21 protein-coding genes and 1 pseudogene are annotated in these 20519 nt (G+C 65.5%); 5 read left to right on the top strand and 17 right to left on the bottom strand.

What is annotated here, in order from left to right; all coding sequences use genetic code 11:
- Positions 1-57: 57 nt before the first annotated feature.
- Positions 58-756, top strand: a complete 699-nt coding sequence (locus EJ067_RS05300; RefSeq protein WP_126084994.1) for a phosphatidylserine decarboxylase — start codon at positions 58-60, stop codon at positions 754-756.
- Positions 757-831: 75 nt separating this feature from the next.
- Entirely contained in the window at positions 832-1575 is a 744-nt protein-coding gene (locus EJ067_RS05295; protein WP_245468285.1) for a phosphatidylcholine/phosphatidylserine synthase, read from the top strand.
- 3 nt (positions 1576-1578) lie between these two features.
- Here the strand turns inward: EJ067_RS05295 and EJ067_RS05290 are convergent, their stop codons facing one another.
- Both EJ067_RS05290 and EJ067_RS05285 read right to left on the bottom strand, forming a co-directional pair.
- On the bottom strand, positions 1579-3801 hold the full coding sequence (locus EJ067_RS05290; RefSeq protein ID WP_126084992.1) for an AMP-binding protein: 2223 nt from the start codon (positions 3799-3801) through the stop codon (positions 1579-1581).
- Between the two features lie 124 nt (positions 3802-3925).
- Entirely contained in the window at positions 3926-4333 is a 408-nt protein-coding gene (locus tag EJ067_RS05285; protein WP_126084991.1) for a 4-oxalocrotonate tautomerase family protein, read from the bottom strand.
- A 113-nt stretch (positions 4334-4446) separates the two neighbouring features.
- On the opposite strand from EJ067_RS05285, the gene EJ067_RS05280 reads away from it, so the two are divergent.
- Positions 4447-5295: a LysR substrate-binding domain-containing protein gene (locus EJ067_RS05280; RefSeq protein WP_126084990.1), complete on the top strand. Its 849-nt coding sequence runs from the start codon at positions 4447-4449 to the stop codon at positions 5293-5295.
- Between the two features lie 134 nt (positions 5296-5429).
- Here EJ067_RS05280 and EJ067_RS05275 read toward each other — a convergent pair whose 3' ends face one another.
- Positions 5430-6347, bottom strand: coding sequence for a DMT family transporter (locus tag EJ067_RS05275; protein WP_126084989.1), 918 nt, complete (start codon positions 6345-6347; stop codon positions 5430-5432).
- Positions 6348-6593: 246 nt separating this feature from the next.
- Here EJ067_RS05275 and EJ067_RS05270 point away from each other — a divergent pair, with 246 nt between their 5' ends.
- The gene (locus tag EJ067_RS05270; protein WP_126084988.1) at positions 6594-7025 is read left to right on the top strand and encodes a nuclear transport factor 2 family protein; all 432 of its coding nucleotides are present in this window, start codon (positions 6594-6596) and stop codon (positions 7023-7025) included.
- A gap of 21 nt (positions 7026-7046) precedes the next feature.
- On the opposite strand, the gene EJ067_RS05265 is transcribed toward EJ067_RS05270, so the two are convergent.
- Both EJ067_RS05265 and EJ067_RS05260 read right to left on the bottom strand, forming a co-directional pair.
- A complete protein-coding gene (locus tag EJ067_RS05265) occupies positions 7047-8549 on the bottom strand; it encodes a peptidase S10 (protein WP_126084987.1) in 1503 nt (500 codons plus the stop codon).
- Between the two features lie 269 nt (positions 8550-8818).
- Positions 8819-9295 carry a VOC family protein gene (locus EJ067_RS05260; RefSeq protein ID WP_126084986.1) on the bottom strand — a complete coding sequence of 159 codons (477 nt, stop codon included), beginning with the start codon at positions 9293-9295 and terminating at the stop codon, positions 8819-8821.
- 55 nt (positions 9296-9350) lie between these two features.
- Here EJ067_RS05260 and EJ067_RS05255 point away from each other — a divergent pair.
- Positions 9351-9635: pseudogene (locus tag EJ067_RS05255) on the top strand (OsmC family protein); the annotation flags it as partial.
- Positions 9636-9664: 29 nt separating this feature from the next.
- On the opposite strand, the gene EJ067_RS05250 reads toward EJ067_RS05255, so the two are convergent.
- The 12 genes from EJ067_RS05250 to EJ067_RS05200 form a co-directional block, all read right to left on the bottom strand.
- Positions 9665-9889: a hypothetical protein gene (locus EJ067_RS05250; protein ID WP_126084985.1), complete on the bottom strand. Its 225-nt coding sequence runs from the start codon at positions 9887-9889 to the stop codon at positions 9665-9667.
- Between the two features lie 98 nt (positions 9890-9987).
- A complete protein-coding gene (locus EJ067_RS34465; protein WP_189510415.1) occupies positions 9988-10239 on the bottom strand; it encodes a hypothetical protein in 252 nt (83 codons plus the stop codon).
- The gene (locus EJ067_RS05245; protein WP_126084984.1) at positions 10236-10877 is read right to left on the bottom strand and encodes a hypothetical protein; all 642 of its coding nucleotides are present in this window, start codon (positions 10875-10877) and stop codon (positions 10236-10238) included. The genes EJ067_RS34465 and EJ067_RS05245 overlap by 4 nt, the downstream gene beginning before the upstream one ends.
- Before the next feature lie 131 nt (positions 10878-11008).
- Positions 11009-11752: an SDR family NAD(P)-dependent oxidoreductase gene (locus EJ067_RS05240; protein WP_126084983.1), complete on the bottom strand. Its 744-nt coding sequence runs from the start codon at positions 11750-11752 to the stop codon at positions 11009-11011.
- Positions 11753-11779: 27 nt separating this feature from the next.
- The gene (gene purF / locus EJ067_RS05235; RefSeq protein ID WP_126084982.1) at positions 11780-13261 is read right to left on the bottom strand and encodes an amidophosphoribosyltransferase; all 1482 of its coding nucleotides are present in this window, start codon (positions 13259-13261) and stop codon (positions 11780-11782) included.
- A gap of 102 nt (positions 13262-13363) precedes the next feature.
- Positions 13364-14041, bottom strand: a complete 678-nt coding sequence (locus EJ067_RS05230) for a CvpA family protein (RefSeq protein WP_126084981.1) — start codon at positions 14039-14041, stop codon at positions 13364-13366.
- A 27-nt stretch (positions 14042-14068) separates the two neighbouring features.
- Positions 14069-15487 carry a DNA repair protein RadA gene (gene radA, locus EJ067_RS05225; protein WP_126084980.1) on the bottom strand — a complete coding sequence of 473 codons (1419 nt, stop codon included), beginning with the start codon at positions 15485-15487 and terminating at the stop codon, positions 14069-14071.
- Complete coding sequence (locus EJ067_RS05220; RefSeq protein ID WP_126084979.1) at positions 15487-16092, bottom strand: hypothetical protein; 606 nt, start codon at positions 16090-16092, stop codon at positions 15487-15489. The genes radA and EJ067_RS05220 overlap by 1 nt, the downstream gene beginning before the upstream one ends.
- Before the next feature lie 16 nt (positions 16093-16108).
- Positions 16109-17599 carry a replicative DNA helicase gene (locus EJ067_RS05215; protein WP_126084978.1) on the bottom strand — a complete coding sequence of 497 codons (1491 nt, stop codon included), beginning with the start codon at positions 17597-17599 and terminating at the stop codon, positions 16109-16111.
- A gap of 221 nt (positions 17600-17820) precedes the next feature.
- Positions 17821-18798: a small ribosomal subunit Rsm22 family protein gene (locus tag EJ067_RS05210; protein ID WP_126084977.1), complete on the bottom strand. Its 978-nt coding sequence runs from the start codon at positions 18796-18798 to the stop codon at positions 17821-17823.
- A gap of 1 nt (position 18799) precedes the next feature.
- Positions 18800-19123, bottom strand: a complete 324-nt coding sequence (locus EJ067_RS05205) for a YnfA family protein (protein WP_126084976.1) — start codon at positions 19121-19123, stop codon at positions 18800-18802.
- Positions 19124-19196: 73 nt separating this feature from the next.
- Complete coding sequence (locus tag EJ067_RS05200) at positions 19197-20483, bottom strand: cyclopropane-fatty-acyl-phospholipid synthase family protein (protein ID WP_126084975.1); 1287 nt, start codon at positions 20481-20483, stop codon at positions 19197-19199.
- Between the last annotated feature and the right edge of the window lie 36 nt (positions 20484-20519).

Raw genomic sequence — 20519 nt, 5'->3', positions numbered from 1 at the left:
GGGAGGGGGGCTTTCGGCTATTGAGGCCGGACCTGAAACAGGAACCGCCCCAGCCCGATGAGCCTCGTCGACACGATCAAGAATACGTTCGTTCCGATCCATCGCGAGGGCTATCCCTTCATCGCCGCCTTCGGCGCGGCAACGCTTTTCCTCGGCTATTTCTCCTCCGTCCTGTTCTGGATCGGGCTGATCCTCACCGCCTGGTGCATCTACTTCTACCGCGATCCCGAGCGCGTCACGCCGGTCGACGACCGGCTGGTGGTGAGTCCGGCCGACGGCGTGATCTCGGCGGTCGGGCCTGCCGTGCCGCCCGGCGAGCTTGGCCTGGGTTCCACCGAGATGACCCGCATCTCGGTGTTCATGAATGTCTTTTCCTGCCACATCAACCGCGCGCCGGTGCGCGGCAGGATCACGCGCATCGAGCATCGTCCCGGCAAATTCCTAAATGCCGAGCTCGACAAGGCAAGCTCCGAGAACGAGCGCAACGGCCTGGTCATCGACAGCCCCAACGGCACGATCGCCGCGGTGCAGATCGCCGGGCTGGTCGCCCGCCGCATCGTCTGCTGGGCCGAGCAGGGCGGCTCGATCGGAATCGGCGAGCGTTTTGGGCTGATCCGCTTCGGCTCGCGCGTCGACGTCTTCCTGCCCGCGAGCGCCGTGCCGCGCGTTGCCGTCGGCCAGACGGCCGTGGGCGGCGAGACGGTGCTAGCGGAGTTCGGCGGCGTGGCCGTCGCCCCGCTGGTCAGGATTTCCTGAGACGTGGGCGCGCCCTTCAAGAAATTCGAGGCTCACGCCAGCGGCGGCCCGCGCATCCGCGAGATCCCGATGCGCATGGTGCTGCCCAACCTGGTTACCGTGCTTGCCATCTGTGCGGGCCTGTCGGGCATCCGCTTCGCCTTCGAGGACCGTTTCGAGCCGGCCGTCGTCATGGTGCTGCTCGCTGCCTTCCTCGACGGCATAGACGGCCGCCTGGCGCGCATGCTGAAGGCGACCTCGAAATTCGGCGCGCAGATGGATTCGCTGGCCGACATCGTCAATTTCGGCGTCGCGCCGGCGCTGGTGCTCTACGCCTTCCTGCTCGACCGCGCCGGCTCGCCGGGCTGGATCGCCGCGCTCCTCTTCACCATCGCATGCGGCATGCGGCTGGCCCGCTTCAACGTGCTGGCCGACGACACCGACCAGCCGGCCTGGCAGACAGAATATTTCGTCGGCGTGCCTGCGCCGGCCGGCGCGGTGCTGGTGATGCTGCCCTGCTATCTCTATTTCCTGCGGCTCGGGCTGGAGCCCAGCCGGCCTGCGGCCTTCATCGCCACCGGCTTCACCGTGCTGGTCGCCTTCCTTCTGGTCAGCCGGCTGCCGGTCTATTCGGGCAAGAGCGTCAAGGTGCCGGGCGACAGGGTGCTGCCGGTCATCTTGGGCGTCGTGCTCTATATCCTGCTGTTGATGGCCTATCCCTGGTACACGCTGACCGCGTCGGTCGCCGGCTACCTGCTGTTCCTGCCGTTCTCGGTGCGCGCCTATTCGAAGCGGGCCATGCGCGAAGGCGAGAAGGTGCCGCCTTCGGATATCGGGTAGGCGCTACGCCGCGGCACTCAGCCCCAGCCGGTCGATCGCGAGCTTGCGGGCCGAGACATAGTCGGTCTTGCCGGAGCCCAGCACAGGGATTTCTTCCACCTTGACGATGTCGTTCGGCACCATCAGCTCCGCCGCGCCTGCCTTCTTGCCGAACTGGCGCAGCTCTTCCGGATTGGCGTCGTCGGCCGTGGTGACCAGCACGATGCGCTCGCCGCGCCTTTTGTCGGGCACCGCCACCGCCGCGTGGCGTTCTTCCGGCCACAGCGACTGCACCAGCATCTCGACCGCGCCCAGCGACACCATCTCGCCGGCGATCTTGGCGAAGCGTTTTGCGCGACCTCGGATGGTGATGAAGCCGTCGCGGTCGACCGACACGATGTCGCCGGTATCGTGCCAGCCTTCGAGCGGCTGCAATTCGCCCGGCCGGTCGGCGGTCATGTAGCCCATCATCATGTTCGGCCCGTCGAGCCACAGCCGGCCGGCGTCGCTGATGCCCTCGACCGGCTCGAGCTTCATGCGGATCGCCGGCAGCAGCCGGCCGACCGTGCCGTCGCGGTTGTGGATCGCGGTGTTCACCGCCACCACCGGCGCCGCCTCAGTCAGCCCAAAGCCTTCGATGATCGACGCCTCGAAACGGTCGCGGTAGACGCGCCTGGTCTCCGGCTTCACGGCCTCGGCGCCGGCCACTACGAAGCGCAGGCTCGAGAAGTCGCCGTCCTTGGCGGTGCGGGCATAATTGGCAAGGAAAGTGTCGGTGCCGAACATCACCGTCGGCTTCACCTTGCGTGCGATCTCCGGAATGATCTTGTAGTGCAGCGGCGAAGGGTAGAGGAACAATTTCACCCCGGTCACCAGCGGCAGGATGGTGCCGCCGGTCAGCCCGAAGGAATGGAACACCGGCAGCACGTTGAGCAGGATGTCGGATGGCGAGACGGTGATGCGCGCCTCGGCCTGCATGGCGTTGGCAAGAAGGTTGCGGTGCGACAGCACCACTGCCTTGGGCGTGCCTTCCGAGCCCGAGGTGAACAGGATCACCGCCGGTTTCGACGCCTGCTGCCGCTGCAGAGGGAAGCGCCAGAAAAGCGCCGCGGCGACCTTGTCGAGCACCGTCACGCTCTCCCTCACATCCTCGAGCCAGAGCATCTTCGCCCCGCCCGCTTCGACGGCGGCGACAATATCGTCGATGCCCGCCTTCTCGATGAAAGCGCGCGATGAGACCACGGTGCGGATGACGGCGGTGCGGATCGCCGCTGTCACGCTCGCCGGTCCGGCGGTGTAGTTGATCATCGCCGCGACGCGGGCCGCCGAGATCAGACCGACGAATGACAGCACCACGCCATTGGCGTTGGGCAACAGCAGGCCGACCGCTTCGCCGGGCGCGGTCGCCGCCTCGAAGCGGCGGCCGAGCACGCGCGCGCCGATGAACATCTTGCGGTAGCTGAGCGCGCCCGAAATGACGTCTTCGATGATCGGATGCGAGGCACCGACGCGATCCGCCGCATCGCGCATGGCCAGGAACAGGCCACGGTCGAGATTGCTGCCGTAAAGCCGCGCTTCGGCGAAACGGTCGAACAGCGCGTTGGTGTTCGAAGCCATGTCGGGGTTGCGCGCCACCAGTTCGGCGACGGTCATCGGCTCCAGCACGCTGAGCGACAGCCGCGGGAACCAGTGGCGCGGCGCCTTGTCGGCCGGCGTCAGCGACACCGGCAGGTCGCGTGAACCGGCGACGAAGATCGGCACGATTCGGGCGTCGGCCTGCATGGCGATGCGGGTGATGGCGCGGAACAGCCGGAACGACTTGACGTCAGGCTCGACCGTGTCGGGCAGATAGACGGCAAGCCGGCCCTTGCCCTTCAGCACGCGCACCAGCCGGCGGCTGACGAAGACATGCTCGGCGTTGAAGGCGATGGTGCGGGCAAGCTCGCGCCACGGTTCCAGCCATGGCGAGCGCGCCGAGGCCTCGTCCAGGATGTGCAGCGTGTCGTCGGGCAACAGCGACAGCATCAGCGCCGGCTCGATGCGCGACTGGTGCGAGACGACATAGATGACCGGCGTCTGCGCATTGCGGGCAATGCGGATGCGGTTGTCGGCGATGCGGTAGGCGAGCTTGAACGGCACGTAGAGCAGCGCCTGGGTGAAGCGCAGGTCGAGCCTGAACCTCTCGATCACGCCGATCAGCAGCCAGGCAAAGGCAACACCGGCAAGCAGCGCCAATGTCAGGATCATGCCGCTCTCCCAACGTCCTCCAGGGCGCGGCTCTTGGCGGCCGCTTCGGTGGCAGAGGGTAGCGGAAGTGGAGGGAAGGTCAATGCGCTCTCCTTCCCCCTTGCGGGAGAAGTGGGCGCCGGGGCTAGGCCGCCTTCAACCGCCCGCTGATGAACCGGAATTCCTGCGACTTGCCGCCAAAGCCGTAGGCCGCCGCCGGCACCTCATGCACCAGCGCATAGCTTTCCTCGTGCACGCCGTCGAGCAGGCGGCCGAAGGCGTCGAAGATCGCCTTGAGATAGGCTTCGAGCTCGAGCTTGGTGTTGGTGCCGTCCACCACCTTGATATCGAGCCAGAAGGTGCTCGCCCCATGCTCGGCGAGCGACTTGCCGCCGGCGAACCAGTGCTGCGGGTCGATATAGCTGACCGCGACCGCGGTGATGGTGGGGTCCTTGCGCAAATGCGTGGCCGTGATCTCGGTCACGTCTTTCGCGATTGCGGCGGAAAGCTTTGCATCCGGCTTGCCGGTGACGCTGATATTGATGATCGGCATTTTTTTCTCCTTCGGGTTCGGCGGCGTCGCGCCGTCGATGGAAGGATCATGTCATCATCATTGAATCAAAAAAATCGAATTGTTTTTGATAAACGCTTCGATATTGTCGAACTATGGAAACACTCGATCCCGATCTGCTCAAGACCTTCCTTGCCTTTGTCGAGGGCGGCTCGCTCGCCAAGGCGGCTTCCGCTGTCGGTCGATCGCCATCGGCGATCACCGCGCAGATGCAGCGGCTGGAGGAGATCGTCGGCGAGCCGTTGCTCAGCCCCCAGGGCAGGGGGCGCGGCCTGACGCCGGCCGGCGAGGACCTTGTCGGCCATGCCAGGCGCATCCTTGCCGTCCACACCGAAGCCTGGCTGGCGCTGAAAGGCGCGCGGGCCGGCGGTCGCATCGCCATCGGCACCACGCAGGACTTTGCCGATCATGGCCTGCCGGAGCTGCTCAGGGCCTTCGCCGCCAGCCATCCGCGCGTCAGGATCGAGCTGCGCGTCGGCCGCTCGCTGGAGCTCGGATCGGCGCTGCAGGCAGGCCAGATCGACCTTGCGATCACCATGCGCCACGCGCCATCACCCGATGAAGTCGCGCTGATCAGCGAGCCAATGCTGTGGCTCTCCTCGGAAAAAGGGCTGGCGACGCGGCAGGAAGCGGTGCCGCTGGCGCTGCTCGACCCCTATTGCGGCTTCAGGGAGGCTGCGCTCGATGCGCTCGACGCCGCCGGCCGCCACTATCGCATCGCCGCCGGCAGTGCCAGCCTTGCCGGCCTGCGCGCGGCGGTCAATGCCGGCATCGCGCTGACGCCGCGCACGTGGCGCTTCGCGCATTCCGGTATTCTGGAGGCGTCTCCCGACCTCGACCTCCCACCCTTGCCGCTCGCCGATTTTGCTATCCGGCTCAGCCGCGAGGCAGGCCGGCCGGTGCGGGATCTGGCCGAGCTTCTCGGCAGCGGCCTTGCGTCCTGAAGAAAAGAAAAAGCCGACCTTTTTGCGGGTCGGCTTCTAGTCGGACGGGTCGAGGGGTTTGGGGGGACTTGGGGGTGACCCGTCGACCTAACAATGCATGAGTCGGATGATGGTTCCGTGACCGCGAAAATAATTTACGAACGCGCCGATTTCGCCTTCATCCAGTCGCGCCCGGCATGCGCGAACACCGCGCCAAGCACGATGGCGCCGCCGACGATGCTGGCGATGGGCGGGATTTCGCCGAGGAACAGCAAGGCAAACAGGATGGCGAACGGCACCTCGGCCGAGCCCAGCAGGCCGGATTCGGCGGCAGGGATCAGCCGCGAGCCCTCTGTCCACAGGATCGAGGCCAGCGCGAAGGAGCAGCCGAAGCTGGCAAGCAGCACCACGTCGCGGGCAGAGACGGCCAGCGGGTCGGTGACGAACCAGCCGAGCACGAAGAGCAGGAAGGCCGACACTGCGCCGGCCCAGACGACGGGCGAATCGCGGAAGGCGCGCACCATGATCATGTAGAGCGCGCTGCCGGCCGTCATCAAAAGCGCCAGCCCGTCGCCGAACAGGTGGCCGCTGCCGAGGCCGCCGCCCACCATGATGGCGACGCCCAAAAGCGATATGGCCGCCGCCAGCATCGTCTGCAGCCGGAATTTCTCCCGCACCAGCAGCAAGGCGAGCAGCGCCGCGATGAAGGGCGAGGTCGCGTAGATCACCGCGACATTGGCGACATAGGTGAATTTGAAGGCCGAGATGAAGGCAATGCTGGCGGCCGCACCTTCGACGGCCAGCAGCCAGCCGCGCCAGCCCAGCGTGAGACTCTCGCGCCCGCCCGAACGCCGCCTGCGCCAAAGCACATAAAAGGTGATCAGGATCGAGCCGAAGAAGCCGCGCCAGCAGGTGATGGTCAGCGGATCGGCATGGATCGACTTGGTCAGCACGCCCGTGAGCGCGAAGGCGACCGCCGACGCAGAGACCAGCGCGATGCCGAGCGTGCGTTCGGCCGCGATGCTGGCCGCGGCGTGCCTGAGCGTGTCGGGCCTGTCGAGAGAATCCGTCATGTTACCAGACTACGCTTGCCGCCCTGACACCCTGCTGTCAGCAGCAGCTACCATCCCATGGCGCAGCCGGCGCGCCTCTGCACCAGCTCCACCCTTGCGTTGGGGCAGGAGCAGGCGAGCGTGTTCGGGCCTGCAATGCTGGACGGCCAAAGCCCAATCCAGTAATTTTGAGGCTCGCGGATTCATCGGCGTGGCTCATATCAGGGCGTGCGCCAGTGCGTGCGTTGCATAAGTCCGGGAGCTTCGATGACTGACGTGATCGATCGACTGGTGAGCGCGATGAACGCGCATCATCTCGACGCTTTCACCGCTCTCATCCACGAGAACTATCGCAGCGTCCAGCCGGCGCACCCGGGCAGAGCCTTCGTCGGGCGCGACCAGATGCGCGCCAACTGGCAGGCCATGTTCGCGGGAATTCCTGATTTCCACGCGGCGGTCACGCGCTCGGTCCGGGACGGTGACACGACCTGGGTCGAATGGCATTGGTCGGGTACTCGCTCCGACGGGCAACCCTTCGAGGTGCGCGGTGTCACGCTGTTCGAAATCATCGACGATCAGATTGTGGCCGGGCGGCTGTATCTGGAGGACGTCGAGCGGCAGGTTGTCGGCATCGAAGACGCGGTTGAAGCCCTCTCCGGGCGGCGTCCGCCAACGGCCGGCGGTGGAACCGGTTCGTGACCTCGAGCGCGTGCCACCACCTTACTGCGTCGCCTGGTAGAGTTCGGACGCCGCTTCCTTCAGTGCGCGCCTGCCGTCCGGCCTGAGATACATCATGTGGCCACCCTCGACGACATCGAGACGGATCGGCTTGGCGTCGGCGAGCGTGGGAAGCTGGTTCACCAGATAGCGCGAGGCGAGATAGGGCGTGACGAGATCGGTGTAGCCGTTGACGATGACGACGCCGAGCGACGGATTGAGCGAGCGCGCCCGCTGCAGATCGTTCATCACCCCGGCATAACCCTGGCCAGAGGTGCCGTAGTCCCAATTGTGGCTGACCTCGCCGTTGAGCAAACGGTAGCTGACATCGGTGCGGTAGTTCAGTTCATCGCGCGCATAGGCGACGAAGGCCGAGGTCAGCACCGGCACGCTGCGGTCGAGCACCGGATCGGGGCCGGCGATTTGGGCGCTTTCCGGCGCGATGTCGCTGGTCGCGACCATGGCGTCGTAAGGGCTGAGCACCTTGCCCTTGGCGCGCTGGAATTCGCGCGCGAACAGGCCGGTCCGGACGCGGGCGAAATTGCGCTCGACGAGATCGAGCGGCAGGCCGGTGATTTCCGCCACCCGCCCGCTGGCCAGCTTTCCGCCTTGCTCCAGCCCGCTCGCCAACGCCGTCAGATAGTCGCCAAGCGCATAGTGCTCGACCTCGGCCAGCCTGTCGCGCAACGCTTCGCCGCTGACGCCGTCGGCGCGAAGTCGCACTGCCGCCAGCGAGGGCAGTTCTAGCGCCCAATGCAATTGGTCGAACTGGTCCGGCCGCACCAGCATGAACTCCAGCGCCGGCGAGATCAGGACGATGCCGCTGGGGCTGAGGCCCACGTCGTCCTGCAGCGTCCTGGCGAGCAGCGCGGCACGGAAGCCGCCATAGCTTTCGCCGGCGAGGAAGAGCGGCGAAGCTGTGCGGCCGTTCTGTGCCAGATAGAGGCGGATGAAGGCGCCGACCGAACTGGCGTCCTGGTCGACGCCCCAGAACGCCTTCGTGTCCTGGTCCGGCGCCTCGCGGCTGTAGCCGGTTCCGACCGGATCGACGAAGACGAGGTCGGTCATGTCGAGCCAACTGTCCGGATTGTCGATAAGCTTCTGCGGCGATGGCAGGAATTCGCCGTCGGCCGCGGTGGCGACGATGCGCGGGCCGAGCGCGCCAAGATGCAGATAGGCCGACGCCGCGCCCGGCCCGCCGTTGAAGACGAAGGTGATCGGACGCTCCTTCGCCGGGGCGGGCGATTGCTGCGTGTAGGCGACGTAGAAGATTTCCGCCGTGACCTCGCCCTTGCCGGACAGAAGCGACAGTGTGCCGGCCTTGGCCTGGTAGTCGAGCTTGCGCTCGCCAAGCGTGATCGAATGCTCGGTCACCTGCGGCGGCGGCAGGAGCGACAAGACGCCGCCGGCTGGCGCCGGCCGTTCCGGTGTTTCGGCCGGGGCTGGCTGCGCGAAGGCTGTGAGCGCCAGGAGGACGAGGGGGACGAGCTTCAACTTGGACCGCATGAGACCTCCGCGCGAACGACCTCCGCAAAGGTATGGCCGGAAGGGGCGAAGTCAAAGGGGATGGAACAGAAAGCGTCTCAAGCCTTGGGTTCCTCGCCCCCGCAAAGCGGGGGAGAGGTGTCCGCGAAGCGGACGGAGAGGGACCTTCGTAGGGCGCTCCCCCTTCTCGGCTACGCCGAGCCGCCTCTGCCCCACTGTCGTGGGGGCGAGGAACCCAGGCTGGAATATGCCGGCCGCCTTCGATGATGCGTTGAAACCGCGTACGACACTCATCCCCCAAACGCCCTTTCCAGCGCCGCGACATCGATCTTCACCATGCCAAGCATCGCCTCCGTGGCTCGTCTGGCGCGCTCGCGGTCGGGATGGGCGGCCATGTCGCCGAGGATTTTCGGCACGATCTGCCACGACAGGCCCCAGCGGTCCTTCAGCCAGCCGCATTGCTCGGGCTTGCCGCCCTTGTCGAGAAAGGCGTTCCAGATGCGATCGATCTCGGCCTGGCTCTCGAGTTCGACCAGGATCGAGAAGGAATGGTTGAACGGGTCGAGCGGACCGGCTTCGAGCGCGATGAAATTCTGGTCGTCGAGCACGAATTCGATGATCTTGACGCTGCCGGCGGGACCGCTCGGATTGTCCGCCGCCACGTCCGTGGTGCGGCCGATCGCCGAATTGGGAATGGTGGCGACATAGAACTCCACCGCCTGCCGCGCCTCCTTTTCGAACCACAGATGCGAGGTCACCTTGGCCATGCTGGGTCTCCTTTCTGTTGGACAACGGCCGAAGGACGTTCGAGTTTCGCACGATCTGGTCGCCTGCGCCGGCGTGACGCTGAAGGCGGTCGCGACGGCGCTGGAGTTCAAGCGCCGCAACGCCACCGTCGAGGCCGAGGGCGACGTCGATTTTTGCGGCACGCCCGGCGTCGCCCGTGACGCGCCGGTCGGGTTTCGCGAGATCCGGCTGAAATTCGGCCTCGACAGCGACGAGCCGCAGGAGCGCATCGATTCGCTGCTGAAGCTCACCGAGCGCTACTGCGTGGTGTTCCAGACGATCAACAGCAAGCCGGCGTTGACGGTGAGCGCGGGGCGCTGATCTCCCCTTCGAGGAGGGACTGGCTCGCGCTACTGCGCCGACGGCTCCTCCGCGTCGCCTTCGTCGGCAAACGGCGAGGCGCTCGGCACGCATTGCACGGCCCAGCCCTGCGGTGTCGGCTGCTTCTGATATTCGGCAATCGCATTGGTGCACTGTTCGCGGGTGTCGAAGGTGCTGGGCAGCACCACCATGCCGCCTTGCGGGCCGGCGATCACCAGATACCAGACCAACGCGACGCTGGGAGTGGCAGCCATGGGAATTCCTCTTTGCTCGATGTGGGAGTCGGACCGATCCTAGCAACTCCCCGCAAATGGCGAAAGCAGGGCGGCGGAACACGCTTCCGCCAACCCGTTCACAGACCCGTGAAGAGGGCTTTCGCCCAAAGCAATTCCAGGAAAAGTGTGAAGCGGTTTTCCGTCAGGAATTGCGTCAAACAACGCAATTCCAGGAAAAGTGTGAAGCGGTTTTCCGTCAGGAATTGCGTCAAACAAAGCAATTCCGGGAAAGTGTGAAGCGGTTTTCCGGTCAGGAATTGCGAGCAAAACCAAGAACGATGGATCGGTTCTTCGTTCCGCGAGACGACGAACCGATCCGGAGTGCTCATTCGACTGCGAAGCAGTAGAACAGGCCGTCGCCGCCGGTGCCTTTCAGCGCCTCCTGGCTGCAGCCGCCGCGCGAGGGATGCGAGGAGTTCCATGATTTCGCCGCCGCCGAATCGTCCAACCCGGTGCGGTCGTGATGGCCCATCATGGCGGCGCCCTCCGCGCCGCTCATCGTCCAGTCGCCGCAGGTCTGGTCGGCGATCTTCGTGCCGTCGGGCTTCGAGCCGGTCAGCACGTCATGCCGGTTGGGCTTGTCGCCGCGGCCGTTGACCACTTCGCCTTTCTCGTTGAGCGCCGTCTGCTTGGTGATGCCGTTGGCGTCGCCGTGCAGCGCGGCGACATCGTCGGCGATCTTCTCGCCTTTGGCGTTGAACCAGGGACCCTTGCCGATGCGGTCGCGCGCATCCTCGGCGCTGGTGGAAAGATAGGCGTGCCAGGTCTTGCCGGTGACGCCGGCCGCCTCCGCCAGCGAGGCGCAATGCGCGTCAGCACCCTTCAGGCCGCCGAGATCGGCGCCCTTGCCGGAGCCGACACTGGTGACGAAGAAACTCATCTTGGCGTCTTGCGACAGCGCCGCGCCTGCTGTTGCGGCAAGAGCGGCGGCCACCGCGGTGGCGGCAACGAGAAGAAGTCTGCGCATGTCGGTCCTCCGGTTTTCGAATGTCTACATTCGAAGAAACGTAGCCGGAGGCCTTTTTCATCCCCAACGCATGTCGCCCAAAAGTGCCCAGCGGTTTTGGGAAAATGACATGTGTTGGACCAAGGTGCGGTCTATTCCGGCTGGCGGTAGGCAACGAAGCGGTTGTGCTTGGCCTGGAAGATCAGCCCGGTCTCCTTGAGCCGCGGGCTTGCCAGCGGCACGATGCGTTTGGCGATCTCTGAAGGATGCGGCAGCGTTTCGGGATCCTCGCCGGGCATGGCCTGCGCGCGCATCGCCGTGCGGGTGGCGCCCGGATCGGCGGCGTTGACGCGCAGCGGCAGGCTCTCGGTCTCATGCGCCCAGGACCGCATCATCGTCTCGACCGCGGCTTTCGAGGCCGCGTAAGGCGCCCAGAAGGCACGCGCCGAATGCGCCGCGTTGGAGGACATGATGATGGCGCGACCGGCATCGGAGAGCCGGAGCAGCGGATCGACCGAGCGGATCAGCCGCCAGGTCGCGGTGACGTTGAGGGTCATCACCTTCTCGAAAGTCTTCGCCTCGACATGGCCGATCGGCGAGACAACGCCGAGAATGGCGGCGTTCGCCACCAATATGTCGAGCTTGCCCCAGCGCTCATGGATCGCGCCGCCCAGCCGGTCGATGCCGGCCATGTCGGTAAGGTCGAGCGGCACCAGCGTGGCCTGTCCGCGGCCGTCGGTCTTGATCTGGTCGTCGAGTTCCTCCAGCCCGCCCACGGTGCGGGCGACCGCAACCACATGCGCGCCGGCCGCCGCCAGTTCCCTAGCGATGAAATAGCCAATGCCGCGCGAGGCGCCGGTGACGACCGCGACGCGGCCGGAGAGGTCGAGGGTCATGTGAAAGCTTCCGTGAGGTGGCCCGGCTTATGACCCGCTGCTCGCCAGCAGCGACAGCGTGCGCACATTGTCGTGGCCTTCGAAATCGAGCAGGCGGGTGGGGTACTGGCCGGTGAAGCAGGCGTCGCAGAACTGCGGCTGGTCGTTGTCGCGGCGCGCTTCGCCAACGGCGCGGTAGAGCCCGTCGATCGACAGGAAGCCGAGGGAGTCGACACGGATGAACTCGGCCATCTCCTCGACCGACATGCGCGATGCCAGGAGCTTCGACTTCTCCGGCGTATCGACGCCGTAGAAGCACGACGCGCTTGTCGGCGGCGAGGCGATGCGCATATGCACTTCCCTGGCGCCGGCGTCGCGCACCATCTGCACGATCTTCTGGCTGGTGGTGCCGCGCACGATCGAATCGTCGACCAGCACCACGCGCTTGCCCTCGATCATGCGGCGGTTGGCGTTGTGCTTCAGCCTCACGCCCATGTGGCGAATGGAATCGCCAGGCTGGATGAAGGTGCGCCCGACATAGTGGTTGCGGATGATGCCGAGCTCGAAGGGAATCCCCGCTGCCTGGGAAAAGCCGATCGCCGCCGGCGTGCCGGAATCCGGCACCGGCACGACGATATCGGCCTCGACCGGGTTCTCCTGCGCCAGCTCCGCCCCGATGCGCTTCCTGACATCATAGACGTTGCGGCCTTCGACCGAGGAATCCGGCCGCGCGAAATAGACATATTCGAAGATGCAGAAGCGGGTCTTCTGCGGCTCGAAGGGGAACAGGCTCTCGATGCCCTTGGAGGTAACCACCACCATCTCGCCGGGCTTTATGTCGCGCACGAAGCGGGCGCCGATGATGTCGAGCGCGCAGGTTTCGGAAGCGAGGATCCAGGCGCCGTCGAGGTCGCCCAGCACCAGCGGCCTGATCCCCAGCGGATCGCGGCAGCCGATCATCTTCTTGGCCGTCATCGCCACCAGCGAGAAGGCGCCTTCGACCTGGCGAACCGCGTCGATGAAACGCGAATTCAGATCGCGTTCCTTGCTGGTCGCGACCAGGTGCAGCAGCGTCTCGGTGTCGGAGGTGGACGAGAAGATCGAGCCCTGCTTCTGCAGCACGCGCTGCACGGTGAGCGCATTGGTGAGATTGCCGTTATGGGCGACCGCCAGGCCGCCCTCGGCAAGCTCGGCGAAGAAAGGCTGGATGTTGCGCAGGCCGGCGCCGCCGGTGGTGGCGTAACGCGTGTGGCCGATGGCGCGGTTGCCCTGCAGACGGTCGATGACGTTCTGCTTGGTGAAGGTATCGCCGATCAGGCCGACATGGCGCTCGACGTGGAACTGGGTACCGTCATAGGAGACGATGCCGGCCGCTTCCTGGCCGCGATGCTGCAGGGCGTGGAGCCCGAGTGTGACGATGGCTGCGGCGTCCTGCCGGCCGAAGATGCCGAACACGCCGCATTCGTCGTGGAAATGATCGTCGGCCTCGGCGGAAAGCACGTCGCCTGCGTCTGCCTTCGGGTCTGCCATGTCGGGCTCAAGCTCCGCTAAAATCGCCATATAGGGCGATCGCTCGTCGAAAGCAACGCATTCACAAAGAGCACGAGGCCGGCCGTCACGGCCGGCCTGAAATCAATTTGCCGGCGCCGGAGCGGGAGCCGGGGCAGGGGCCGGCGTCGGCTCGTTGTCGGCCGGAGCCTCGCCCTCGCTGTCGTCGGGCGCCGGCGCGTTGTCTTCGCCGGTCGCCGGCGGTTCGGCCAGGGGCTGGTCCGTGGTCGGCGGCGTCTCGGTCGTGGCCGTGCCCTTGTGGGTGTATTTGTTGACCAGTTCTTCCGTGTTCTCGGGCAGCACGCTTTCGAGCTTTGCGCCGATCGTCTCCAGCAGCGGCCGCGACTTGGCGTTGGCGACCCAGGCGGGCGCCTTGGCGCCGGCCAGCCAGTTGAAGAACAGAAGCGCCACCGCCACGACCAGGATGCCGCGGGCAGCGCCGTAGAGGAAGCCGAGCGTGCGGTCGAGAGCGCCGATGCGCGAATCGATGATCCAGTCGGCGATCTTCATGGTGATCACCGAAACGACGATCAGCGCGATGACGAAGACGACGCCGGCGGCAGCCGCCATGGCGATCTTGTCGTTGTCGACATAGGGCTGAACGTAGGGCAGGACCGGCTTGTAGAAGAAGAAAGCCGCCGCCGCCGCCGCTGCCCAGGAAACCACCGACAGCACCTCGCGGGAAAAGCCGCGCACCATGGCAAGCATTGCTGAGACCAGGGTGAAGCCGACGAGAATTCCGTCAAGCAGCGTAATCGGCATGTCTTTCGCCCCACATCATGAGCCGCATCACTCCTCCTCATCGGCGCGGCTGCGCCGTGAGCCGGCTATGCGCGCCACGAGGTCGGCAAGCTCGGTGGGCTGGAAAGCGCCGGCCGCGATTCCCCCGGCCCCATTACCGCCAACGACTTCCTCGCTGCCGAGCGGCAGCACCGCGCTTCCGAAACCCAGCTTCTCGGCCTCTTTGAGACGCTGCTGCGCATGCGCAACCGGCCTCACCGCGCCCGAAAGGCTGATTTCGCCGAAATAGACGCAATCGGCGGGAAGGGCAAGACCGGTGAGCGACGAAACAAGTGCCGCGGCCACCGCGAGGTCGGCCGCCGGCTCCGAGATGCGGTAGCCACCGGCGACGTTGAGATAGACGTCGTGCTGGCCGAAACGGACGCCGCAATGCGCTTCCAGCACCGCAAGCACCATGGAGAGCCGCGCGCCGTCCCAGCCGACGACGGCGCGGCGCGGCGTGCCGAGCGAGGAGGGCGCGACCAGCGCCTGGATCTCGACGAGAACCGGCCTTGTCCCCTCCATGCCCGCGAAAACCGCGGCGCCCGGCGATTTCGCGTGTCGTTCGCCGAGGAACAGCTCCGACGGATTGGCGACCTCGCGCAGGCCCTTGTCCGACATTTCGAAGACGCCGATCTCGTCAGTCGGCCCGAAACGGTTCTTCACCGTGCGCAGGATGCGGAAGTGATGATTGCCCTCGCCCTCGAAATAGAGAACGCCGTCGACCATGTGCTCGACGACGCGAGGGCCGGCGATCTGGCCTTCCTTGGTGACATGGCCGACGAGCACGATCGCCGCCCCTGTGGATTTCGCGTAGCGGATCATCGCCTGGGCGGCGGCGCGCACCTGGGTGACGGTGCCCGGGGCCGAATCGGCAAGGTCGGTCCACAGCGTCTGGATGGAATCGAGGATGACGAGGTCCGGCCGCTTGCCGTCGGCTATCGTTGCCAGGATGTCCTCGACATTGGTCTCGGCCGCGAGCTCCACCGGCGTCGAGGCGACGCCGAGACGCTGCGCTCTCAGCCTGATCTGCGCGACCGCTTCCTCGCCCGAGACGTAGACGATGCGGTGGCCCTTCGAGGCCAAGGCCGCCGCTGCTTGCGTAAGCAGCGTCGACTTGCCGATGCCGGGATCGCCGCCGACCAGAAGCGCCGAGCCGCGCACGAAGCCGCCGCCGGTGGCGCGGTCGAGCTCGCCGATGCCCGACACGATCCGCGGCGCGTCCTCGATGTCGCCGGAGAGGCTGGTGAGCACCACGGCGCGGCCCTTGCGCGCATTGCGCGTGTTCGCCGGCCCTGAGCCGATGCCGCCGGCCGTGCCTTCCTCGACCAGCGTGTTCCACTCGCCGCAGGCATCGCATTTGCCCGCCCAGCGCTGATGCACCGCGCCGCAATTCTGGCAGATGAACTGGACGCGGGATTTGGCCATCAGTTTATCGATTCCAACAGGTATTTCTGGCGATCCCAGTAAATCGGCAAAGCCTCTTCGATCGTATCGAAATGGATCCGACGTTGTTGGTTGTTCAGAGCCCAATTGTCGTACGCTGACCAGCACGCGTGGACGAATAAGCCGACCGCTGAATCGTTCTCCCGCATGACTCCTTCGTGGAGCGTCTCCAATAATTGCAGAAGTGCAACAGATAGGCGGCGATCCTGAAGCCGGTGCATCAGATCGAATGCGCACCCGATAGCGGCAAGAGAGCTCTCATACCGGGACTCTACGGACCACAGTGCCAAAAGGCCTTTCAGCTCGTCGATGTCGGATGGGGTGTTCAAGCGCCAAATCCGATATAGGCCAGTTACCGCTGCACTGCGGACGTAGTCGTCGGTTCGATTGGCAAGGAATTTCCTCACCAATTCGACATTCTGGGGGAGCGGGTCGCTCGAATAACAGAATACCAGCAGGGCGGTGTTGGATTCCAACCGAGAAGTTGAGCCAGCTTTTTTCAGATAGTCAGTCAGTTGCGTTCGTTCTTCCTCGGAGATTTCGTAAGCCTCGAATTTCATCCGCTGATAGATGTCGTTGAAATCCAATCGGGTACTCCGAAACCTACTCAAACCTCTCTGGCAGATGATGCTCTTCCGCCAGATCCGAGAACCGCGTGAATTCGCCGTGGAAGGCGAGGCTGACGGTGCCGGTCGGTCCGTGGCGCTGCTTGGCGACGATGCACTCGGCCTTGCCGCGCGCCTCGTTCATCTCGTTTTCCCACTTGACGTATTCCTCGGTTCCGAGCTTCGGCTCGCGGTTCTTGAGGTAATATTCCTCGCGGTAGACGAACAGCACCACGTCGGCGTCCTGCTCGATCGAGCCGGATTCGCGCAGGTCCGAGAGCTGCGGGCGCTTGTCGTCGCGGCTTTCGACCTGACGCGACAGCTGCGACAGCGCGATGATCGGCACGCCGAGTTCCTTGGCCAAAGCCTTCAGGCCGGTGGTGATCTCGGTGATTTCCTGCACGCGGTTCTGCGAAGCGCGGGCACTAGAGCCCTGCATCAGCTGGATATAGTCGATGACGATGAGGTCGAGGCCGCGCTGGCGCTTCAGGCGCCGCGCGCGGGCCGAGAGCTGCGCGATCGAGATACCGCCGGTCTGGTCGATGAACAGCGGGATCTTCTGCATGGTCTGCGAGCAGGCCACCAGCTTCTCGAAATCCATTTCGGAGATTTCGCCGCGACGGATCTTCGATGACGAGATCTCGGTCTGCTCGGAGATGATGCGGGTGGCGAGCTGTTCCGACGACATTTCCAGCGAGAAGAAGCCGACGACGCCGCCATTGGCCGCCTTGAACGAACCGTCGGCCTGCTGCGCCGGGACGTAAGCCTCGGCGATGTTGAACGCGATGTTGGTGGCCAAAGAGGTCTTGCCCATGCCGGGGCGTCCGGCAAGCACGATCAGATCGGAAGGCTGCAGGCCGCCCATGCGGCGGTCGAGGTCGCGCAGGCCGGTCGCGATGCCCGACAGATGGCCGTCGCGCATATAGGCGGCGTTGGCCATGTCGACGGCGGTCTTGACCGCGTCGTTGAAGCTTTCGAAGCCGCCGTCGTAGCGGCCCGTTTCCGCCAATTCGAAAAGACGCCGCTCGGCGTCCTCGATCTGGTCGGAGGGCGACATGTCGACCGGTGCGTCATAGGCGATGTTGACCATGTCCTCGCCGACGGTGATCAGCGCCCGGCGCGTGGCGAGGTCGTAGACGGCGCGTCCATAGTCGGTAGCGTTGACGACGGTGACGGCCTCGACGGCTAGCCGCACGACATATTGCGCCACCGTCATGTCGCCGACCTTCTCTTCCGCCGGCAGGAAGGTCTTCAGCGTGATCGGCGTCGCGATCTTGCCCATGCGGATGAGCTCGGCCGCGACCTCGAAGATGCGGCGGTGCAGCGGCTCGTAGAAATGCGCGGGCTTCAGGAAATCGGAAACGCGGTAGAAGGCGTCGTTGTTGACGAGGATTGCGCCAAGCAGCGCCTGCTCGGCCTCGATGTTGTTCGGTGCCTCGCGATAAAGCGGTTGCTCCGCCACGCCGAGTTTGCGCGCTGCTTCTGCCATGATGTCCCCGATGCTGATCCCGGCCTCTCGATATCAGAACGGGACGATCGGGGTGCTGACCTTTCTGCATCACCTGCTCGGTCAACCGGCCTTGATGCCCGTTGTTCACAGGGACGGCGAACCGTCCACAGGAGAGTGTTCGCGTACCCCGATTCCGGTTGACTCGGAAAGGTGCAAACTCCTATCCGACTCGCTGGAACATATCAAGAACAATTTGCGGTTTATGCCCCGTTTTCCGAGAACGAATCGCCCCAGTCCGCCCGCCGCGCTGCCTTGAACAAGTCGCCGTCGCGCTTGCTGAACAGGCGCTCGCCGGCATCGCCGTCCGGCCGGCAGAGCTTGAGCACCGCCTTGCCGGAGCCCGTCTTTGGCGGGGCGATCACCCGCGCCGCGCGCGCCGGCGCGGGATGACGCGAAGCGGCGAGGTAGATGAACTTCTCATCCTCCCACGGCACGTCGGCATCCTTGGCCAGCCGATGCAGGCGCGAGCGGGCGACGCGCCGCGAGAAGTGGCACCAGTCGGGCGGCAGGAGCGGGCAGGGCGCGTCATGCGGGCAGGGCGCCGAGACATGCGCGCCGGCTTCGACAAGTTGCGTTCGCGCGGCAAGGATGCGCTGCCAGCCGGCCGGCGTGCCGGGCTCGACGACGAGCAGCGTGTCGGACGTCAGGCGCCAGAGCCGGTCGACCAGCTTCCTCAGCGAGGCCGGTGCGATCTCGTCCAGGACATAGGTCGCGCTGACGAGGTCGGCGGGCTCGAAACCATCGAGATCGATGGTGGCGTCGCCGGCAATCCAGTCGGTCGGGACGGCGATCGCGCCGGCGGCCAGCGACTGGCCAACCTTGCGCACTGCGGCGCTCGCCTCGACCAGCACCGCCTGTTGGAGCTCAGGCCAGGCGTCGGTCGTGGCCCAGAGCATCGTCCCAGGCCCGGCGCCGATGTCGAGCAGGCTTTTCGGCTGGAAATCGGGACGGGCTTCGGTCAGCGCGTCGGCGCAGGCGCGGACGGCGGCGTAGGTGGCGGGCAGCCTGGTCGCCAGGTAGGCCTTCACCGCCATGTCTTCCGCCATGTGCAGGCGGCCGTCGCGCAGCTCGGCGCGGTAGCGCTCGGACAGCGTCTTGGCGGCCTGTTTCAGCGCCGGCAGCGGTACCTTCTCGAGCAGGCTGTCGACGCCTTGCCGCAGCGGGGCGGGGAGCTCCATGTCAGGCTCCCCTTGGCGCGAGCAGGATGACCGAAGCGCCGGCGATGCAGAGCGCGGCACCCAACAGGTCGAAACGGTCTGGACGCACGCCCTCGATCAGCCACAGCCACCCGAGCGAGGCGGCGATGTAGATGCCGCCATAGGCGGCGTAAGCGCGACCGGCGGCATTCGTGTCGACCAACGCCAAAAGCAAGCCGAACAAGGCCAGCGACACGAGGCCCGGCACCAGCCACAGGGGCGACTTCGCCAGCCGCCACCAGGCCCAGAAGGAAAAGCAGCCGGCGATCTCGGCAACCGCGGCTGCTATGTAGATGAGATAGGTCATGAAAAAGGCCTCGCGAACGAGACCTTTTTCGTGGCGTCAGGCCGCAATGGCAAGCGGCAAATCGGTGGCGGTTCTACTCCACCGCCTTCCGTCTGCGCGTTGGCTTGGCCGCAGGCTTCGCCGGCTCCTGATGGCCGAGATCGCGCAGCTCCAGCGCCTTCTCGCATTTGGCCATGTAGTCGCGCGTCATCGGCAGCGTGTCGTTCTTCTTGGCGATCTGGAATTGGAAGATGACAAGGTCCTGCCAGCGGAAGGCGGCTTCCGAGGCGGCGAGGTAGAACTCCCACATGCGGCAGAAGCGCTCGTCGTAGATCGCCTTCGCCTTGTCGCGATTGGCGGCAAAGCGCTGGCCCCAATGCTTGAGCGTCTCTGCGTAGTGCAGGCGCAGCACCTCGATATCGGTGACAACCAGGCCGGATTTCTCGATCGCCGGCATCACCTCGGAAAGCGCCGGGATGTAGCCGCCGGGGAAGATGTATTTGCGGACGAAGGCGCTGGTTGCCCACGGCACGCCGGAACGGCCGATGGTGTGGAGCAGCATTACGCCGTCGGGTTTCAGCAGCGTCGCCGCCTTGTCGAAGAAGGTGCGGTAGTGGTTGACGCCGACATGCTCGAACATGCCGACCGAGACGATGCGGTCGAAGCGTTCGTTGAGGGCGCGGTAATCCTTGAGGTCGAAATGCACTCGGCCCTGCAGGCCCATCGCATGCGCGCGGTCGGTGGCGACGCCGTGCTGCTCGGTCGACAGCGTCACGCCCTGCACGTCGACATCGAAAGCCTTGGCGAGATAAAGGCCGAGCCCGCCCCAGCCCGAGCCGATGTCGAGCACGGTCTGGCCTGCCTTCAGCCGCAGCTTCGCTGCGATGTGGCGCTTCTTGGCAACCTGCGCTTCGTCCAGCGTCATGTCGGGCTGTTCGAAATAAGCGCAAGAATACTGCATGTCCTCGTCGAGGAAGAGCTTGTAGAGCTCGCCCGACAGGTCGTAGTGGCGCTGCACGTTGCGGCGCGAGCGCGAGGCTGTATTGATCTGCTGCAGTCGGCGGAAGGCGTGGCGCAGGCCCTCGATCGCTTTCGACCAGGTCGCGTCGATGCCGCCGCTGCCCATGTTCTGGAAGGCGATGCGCATCAAGCCAAGCACGCCGCCCTCGAGAATGTCGAGCTCGCCGTCCATATAGGCTTCCGGCACTGCCAGCATCGGGTCGAAGCTTATGGCGCGCTCGGCATGCCTGGTCTTGATGTGCATGTGCACCGGCTCGCCGCTGCCGTCGCCGAACGTGACGGCCGAGCCCTTGGGCCCTGTAACCTTGAGGTTGCCGACCCGCACCAGGCGATCGAGAATGCGCTTCAACAGGATATTCATGACCAAATGTCCCCTCGAACGGACCATCCGGCGGCC

The organism is Mesorhizobium sp. M1D.F.Ca.ET.043.01.1.1 (assembly GCF_003952385.1).
GTDB lineage: Bacteria > Pseudomonadota > Alphaproteobacteria > Rhizobiales > Rhizobiaceae > Mesorhizobium.
This window is presented reverse-complemented; position numbering and strand designations above follow the sequence as displayed.

What these genes read in the sequence shown, in the direction of transcription:
- EJ067_RS05240 (WP_126084983.1), bottom strand. Translation starts at nt 11,752, where the DNA reads ATGACCCTCGACCTCTCCGGCCGCGTCGCGGTCGTCACCGGCGCCTCG.
- EJ067_RS05275 (WP_126084989.1), bottom strand. Translation starts at nt 6,347, where the DNA reads ATGACGGATTCTCTCGACAGGCCCGACACGCTCAGGCACGCCGCGGCC.
- purF (WP_126084982.1), bottom strand. Translation starts at nt 13,261, where the DNA reads ATGGCAGACCCGAAGGCAGACGCAGGCGACGTGCTTTCCGCCGAGGCC.
- EJ067_RS05215 (WP_126084978.1), bottom strand. Translation starts at nt 17,599, where the DNA reads ATGGCAGAAGCAGCGCGCAAACTCGGCGTGGCGGAGCAACCGCTTTAT.
- radA (WP_126084980.1), bottom strand. Translation starts at nt 15,487, where the DNA reads ATGGCCAAATCCCGCGTCCAGTTCATCTGCCAGAATTGCGGCGCGGTG.
- EJ067_RS05290 (WP_126084992.1), bottom strand. Translation starts at nt 3,801, where the DNA reads ATGATCCTGACATTGGCGCTGCTTGCCGGTGTTGCCTTTGCCTGGCTG.
- EJ067_RS05230 (WP_126084981.1), bottom strand. Translation starts at nt 14,041, where the DNA reads ATGCCGATTACGCTGCTTGACGGAATTCTCGTCGGCTTCACCCTGGTC.
- EJ067_RS05200 (WP_126084975.1), bottom strand. Translation starts at nt 20,483, where the DNA reads ATGAATATCCTGTTGAAGCGCATTCTCGATCGCCTGGTGCGGGTCGGC.
- EJ067_RS05300 (WP_126084994.1), top strand. Translation starts at nt 58, where the DNA reads ATGAGCCTCGTCGACACGATCAAGAATACGTTCGTTCCGATCCATCGC.
- EJ067_RS05250 (WP_126084985.1), bottom strand. Translation starts at nt 9,889, where the DNA reads ATGGCTGCCACTCCCAGCGTCGCGTTGGTCTGGTATCTGGTGATCGCC.
- EJ067_RS05245 (WP_126084984.1), bottom strand. Translation starts at nt 10,877, where the DNA reads ATGCGCAGACTTCTTCTCGTTGCCGCCACCGCGGTGGCCGCCGCTCTT.
- EJ067_RS05295 (WP_245468285.1), top strand. Translation starts at nt 832, where the DNA reads ATGGTGCTGCCCAACCTGGTTACCGTGCTTGCCATCTGTGCGGGCCTG.
- EJ067_RS05260 (WP_126084986.1), bottom strand. Translation starts at nt 9,295, where the DNA reads ATGGCCAAGGTGACCTCGCATCTGTGGTTCGAAAAGGAGGCGCGGCAG.
- EJ067_RS05265 (WP_126084987.1), bottom strand. Translation starts at nt 8,549, where the DNA reads ATGCGGTCCAAGTTGAAGCTCGTCCCCCTCGTCCTCCTGGCGCTCACA.
- EJ067_RS05205 (WP_126084976.1), bottom strand. Translation starts at nt 19,123, where the DNA reads ATGACCTATCTCATCTACATAGCAGCCGCGGTTGCCGAGATCGCCGGC.
- EJ067_RS05280 (WP_126084990.1), top strand. Translation starts at nt 4,447, where the DNA reads ATGGAAACACTCGATCCCGATCTGCTCAAGACCTTCCTTGCCTTTGTC.
- EJ067_RS05210 (WP_126084977.1), bottom strand. Translation starts at nt 18,798, where the DNA reads ATGGAGCTCCCCGCCCCGCTGCGGCAAGGCGTCGACAGCCTGCTCGAG.
- EJ067_RS05285 (WP_126084991.1), bottom strand. Translation starts at nt 4,333, where the DNA reads ATGCCGATCATCAATATCAGCGTCACCGGCAAGCCGGATGCAAAGCTT.
- EJ067_RS05270 (WP_126084988.1), top strand. Translation starts at nt 6,594, where the DNA reads ATGACTGACGTGATCGATCGACTGGTGAGCGCGATGAACGCGCATCAT.
- EJ067_RS34465 (WP_189510415.1), bottom strand. Translation starts at nt 10,239, where the DNA reads ATGAGCACTCCGGATCGGTTCGTCGTCTCGCGGAACGAAGAACCGATC.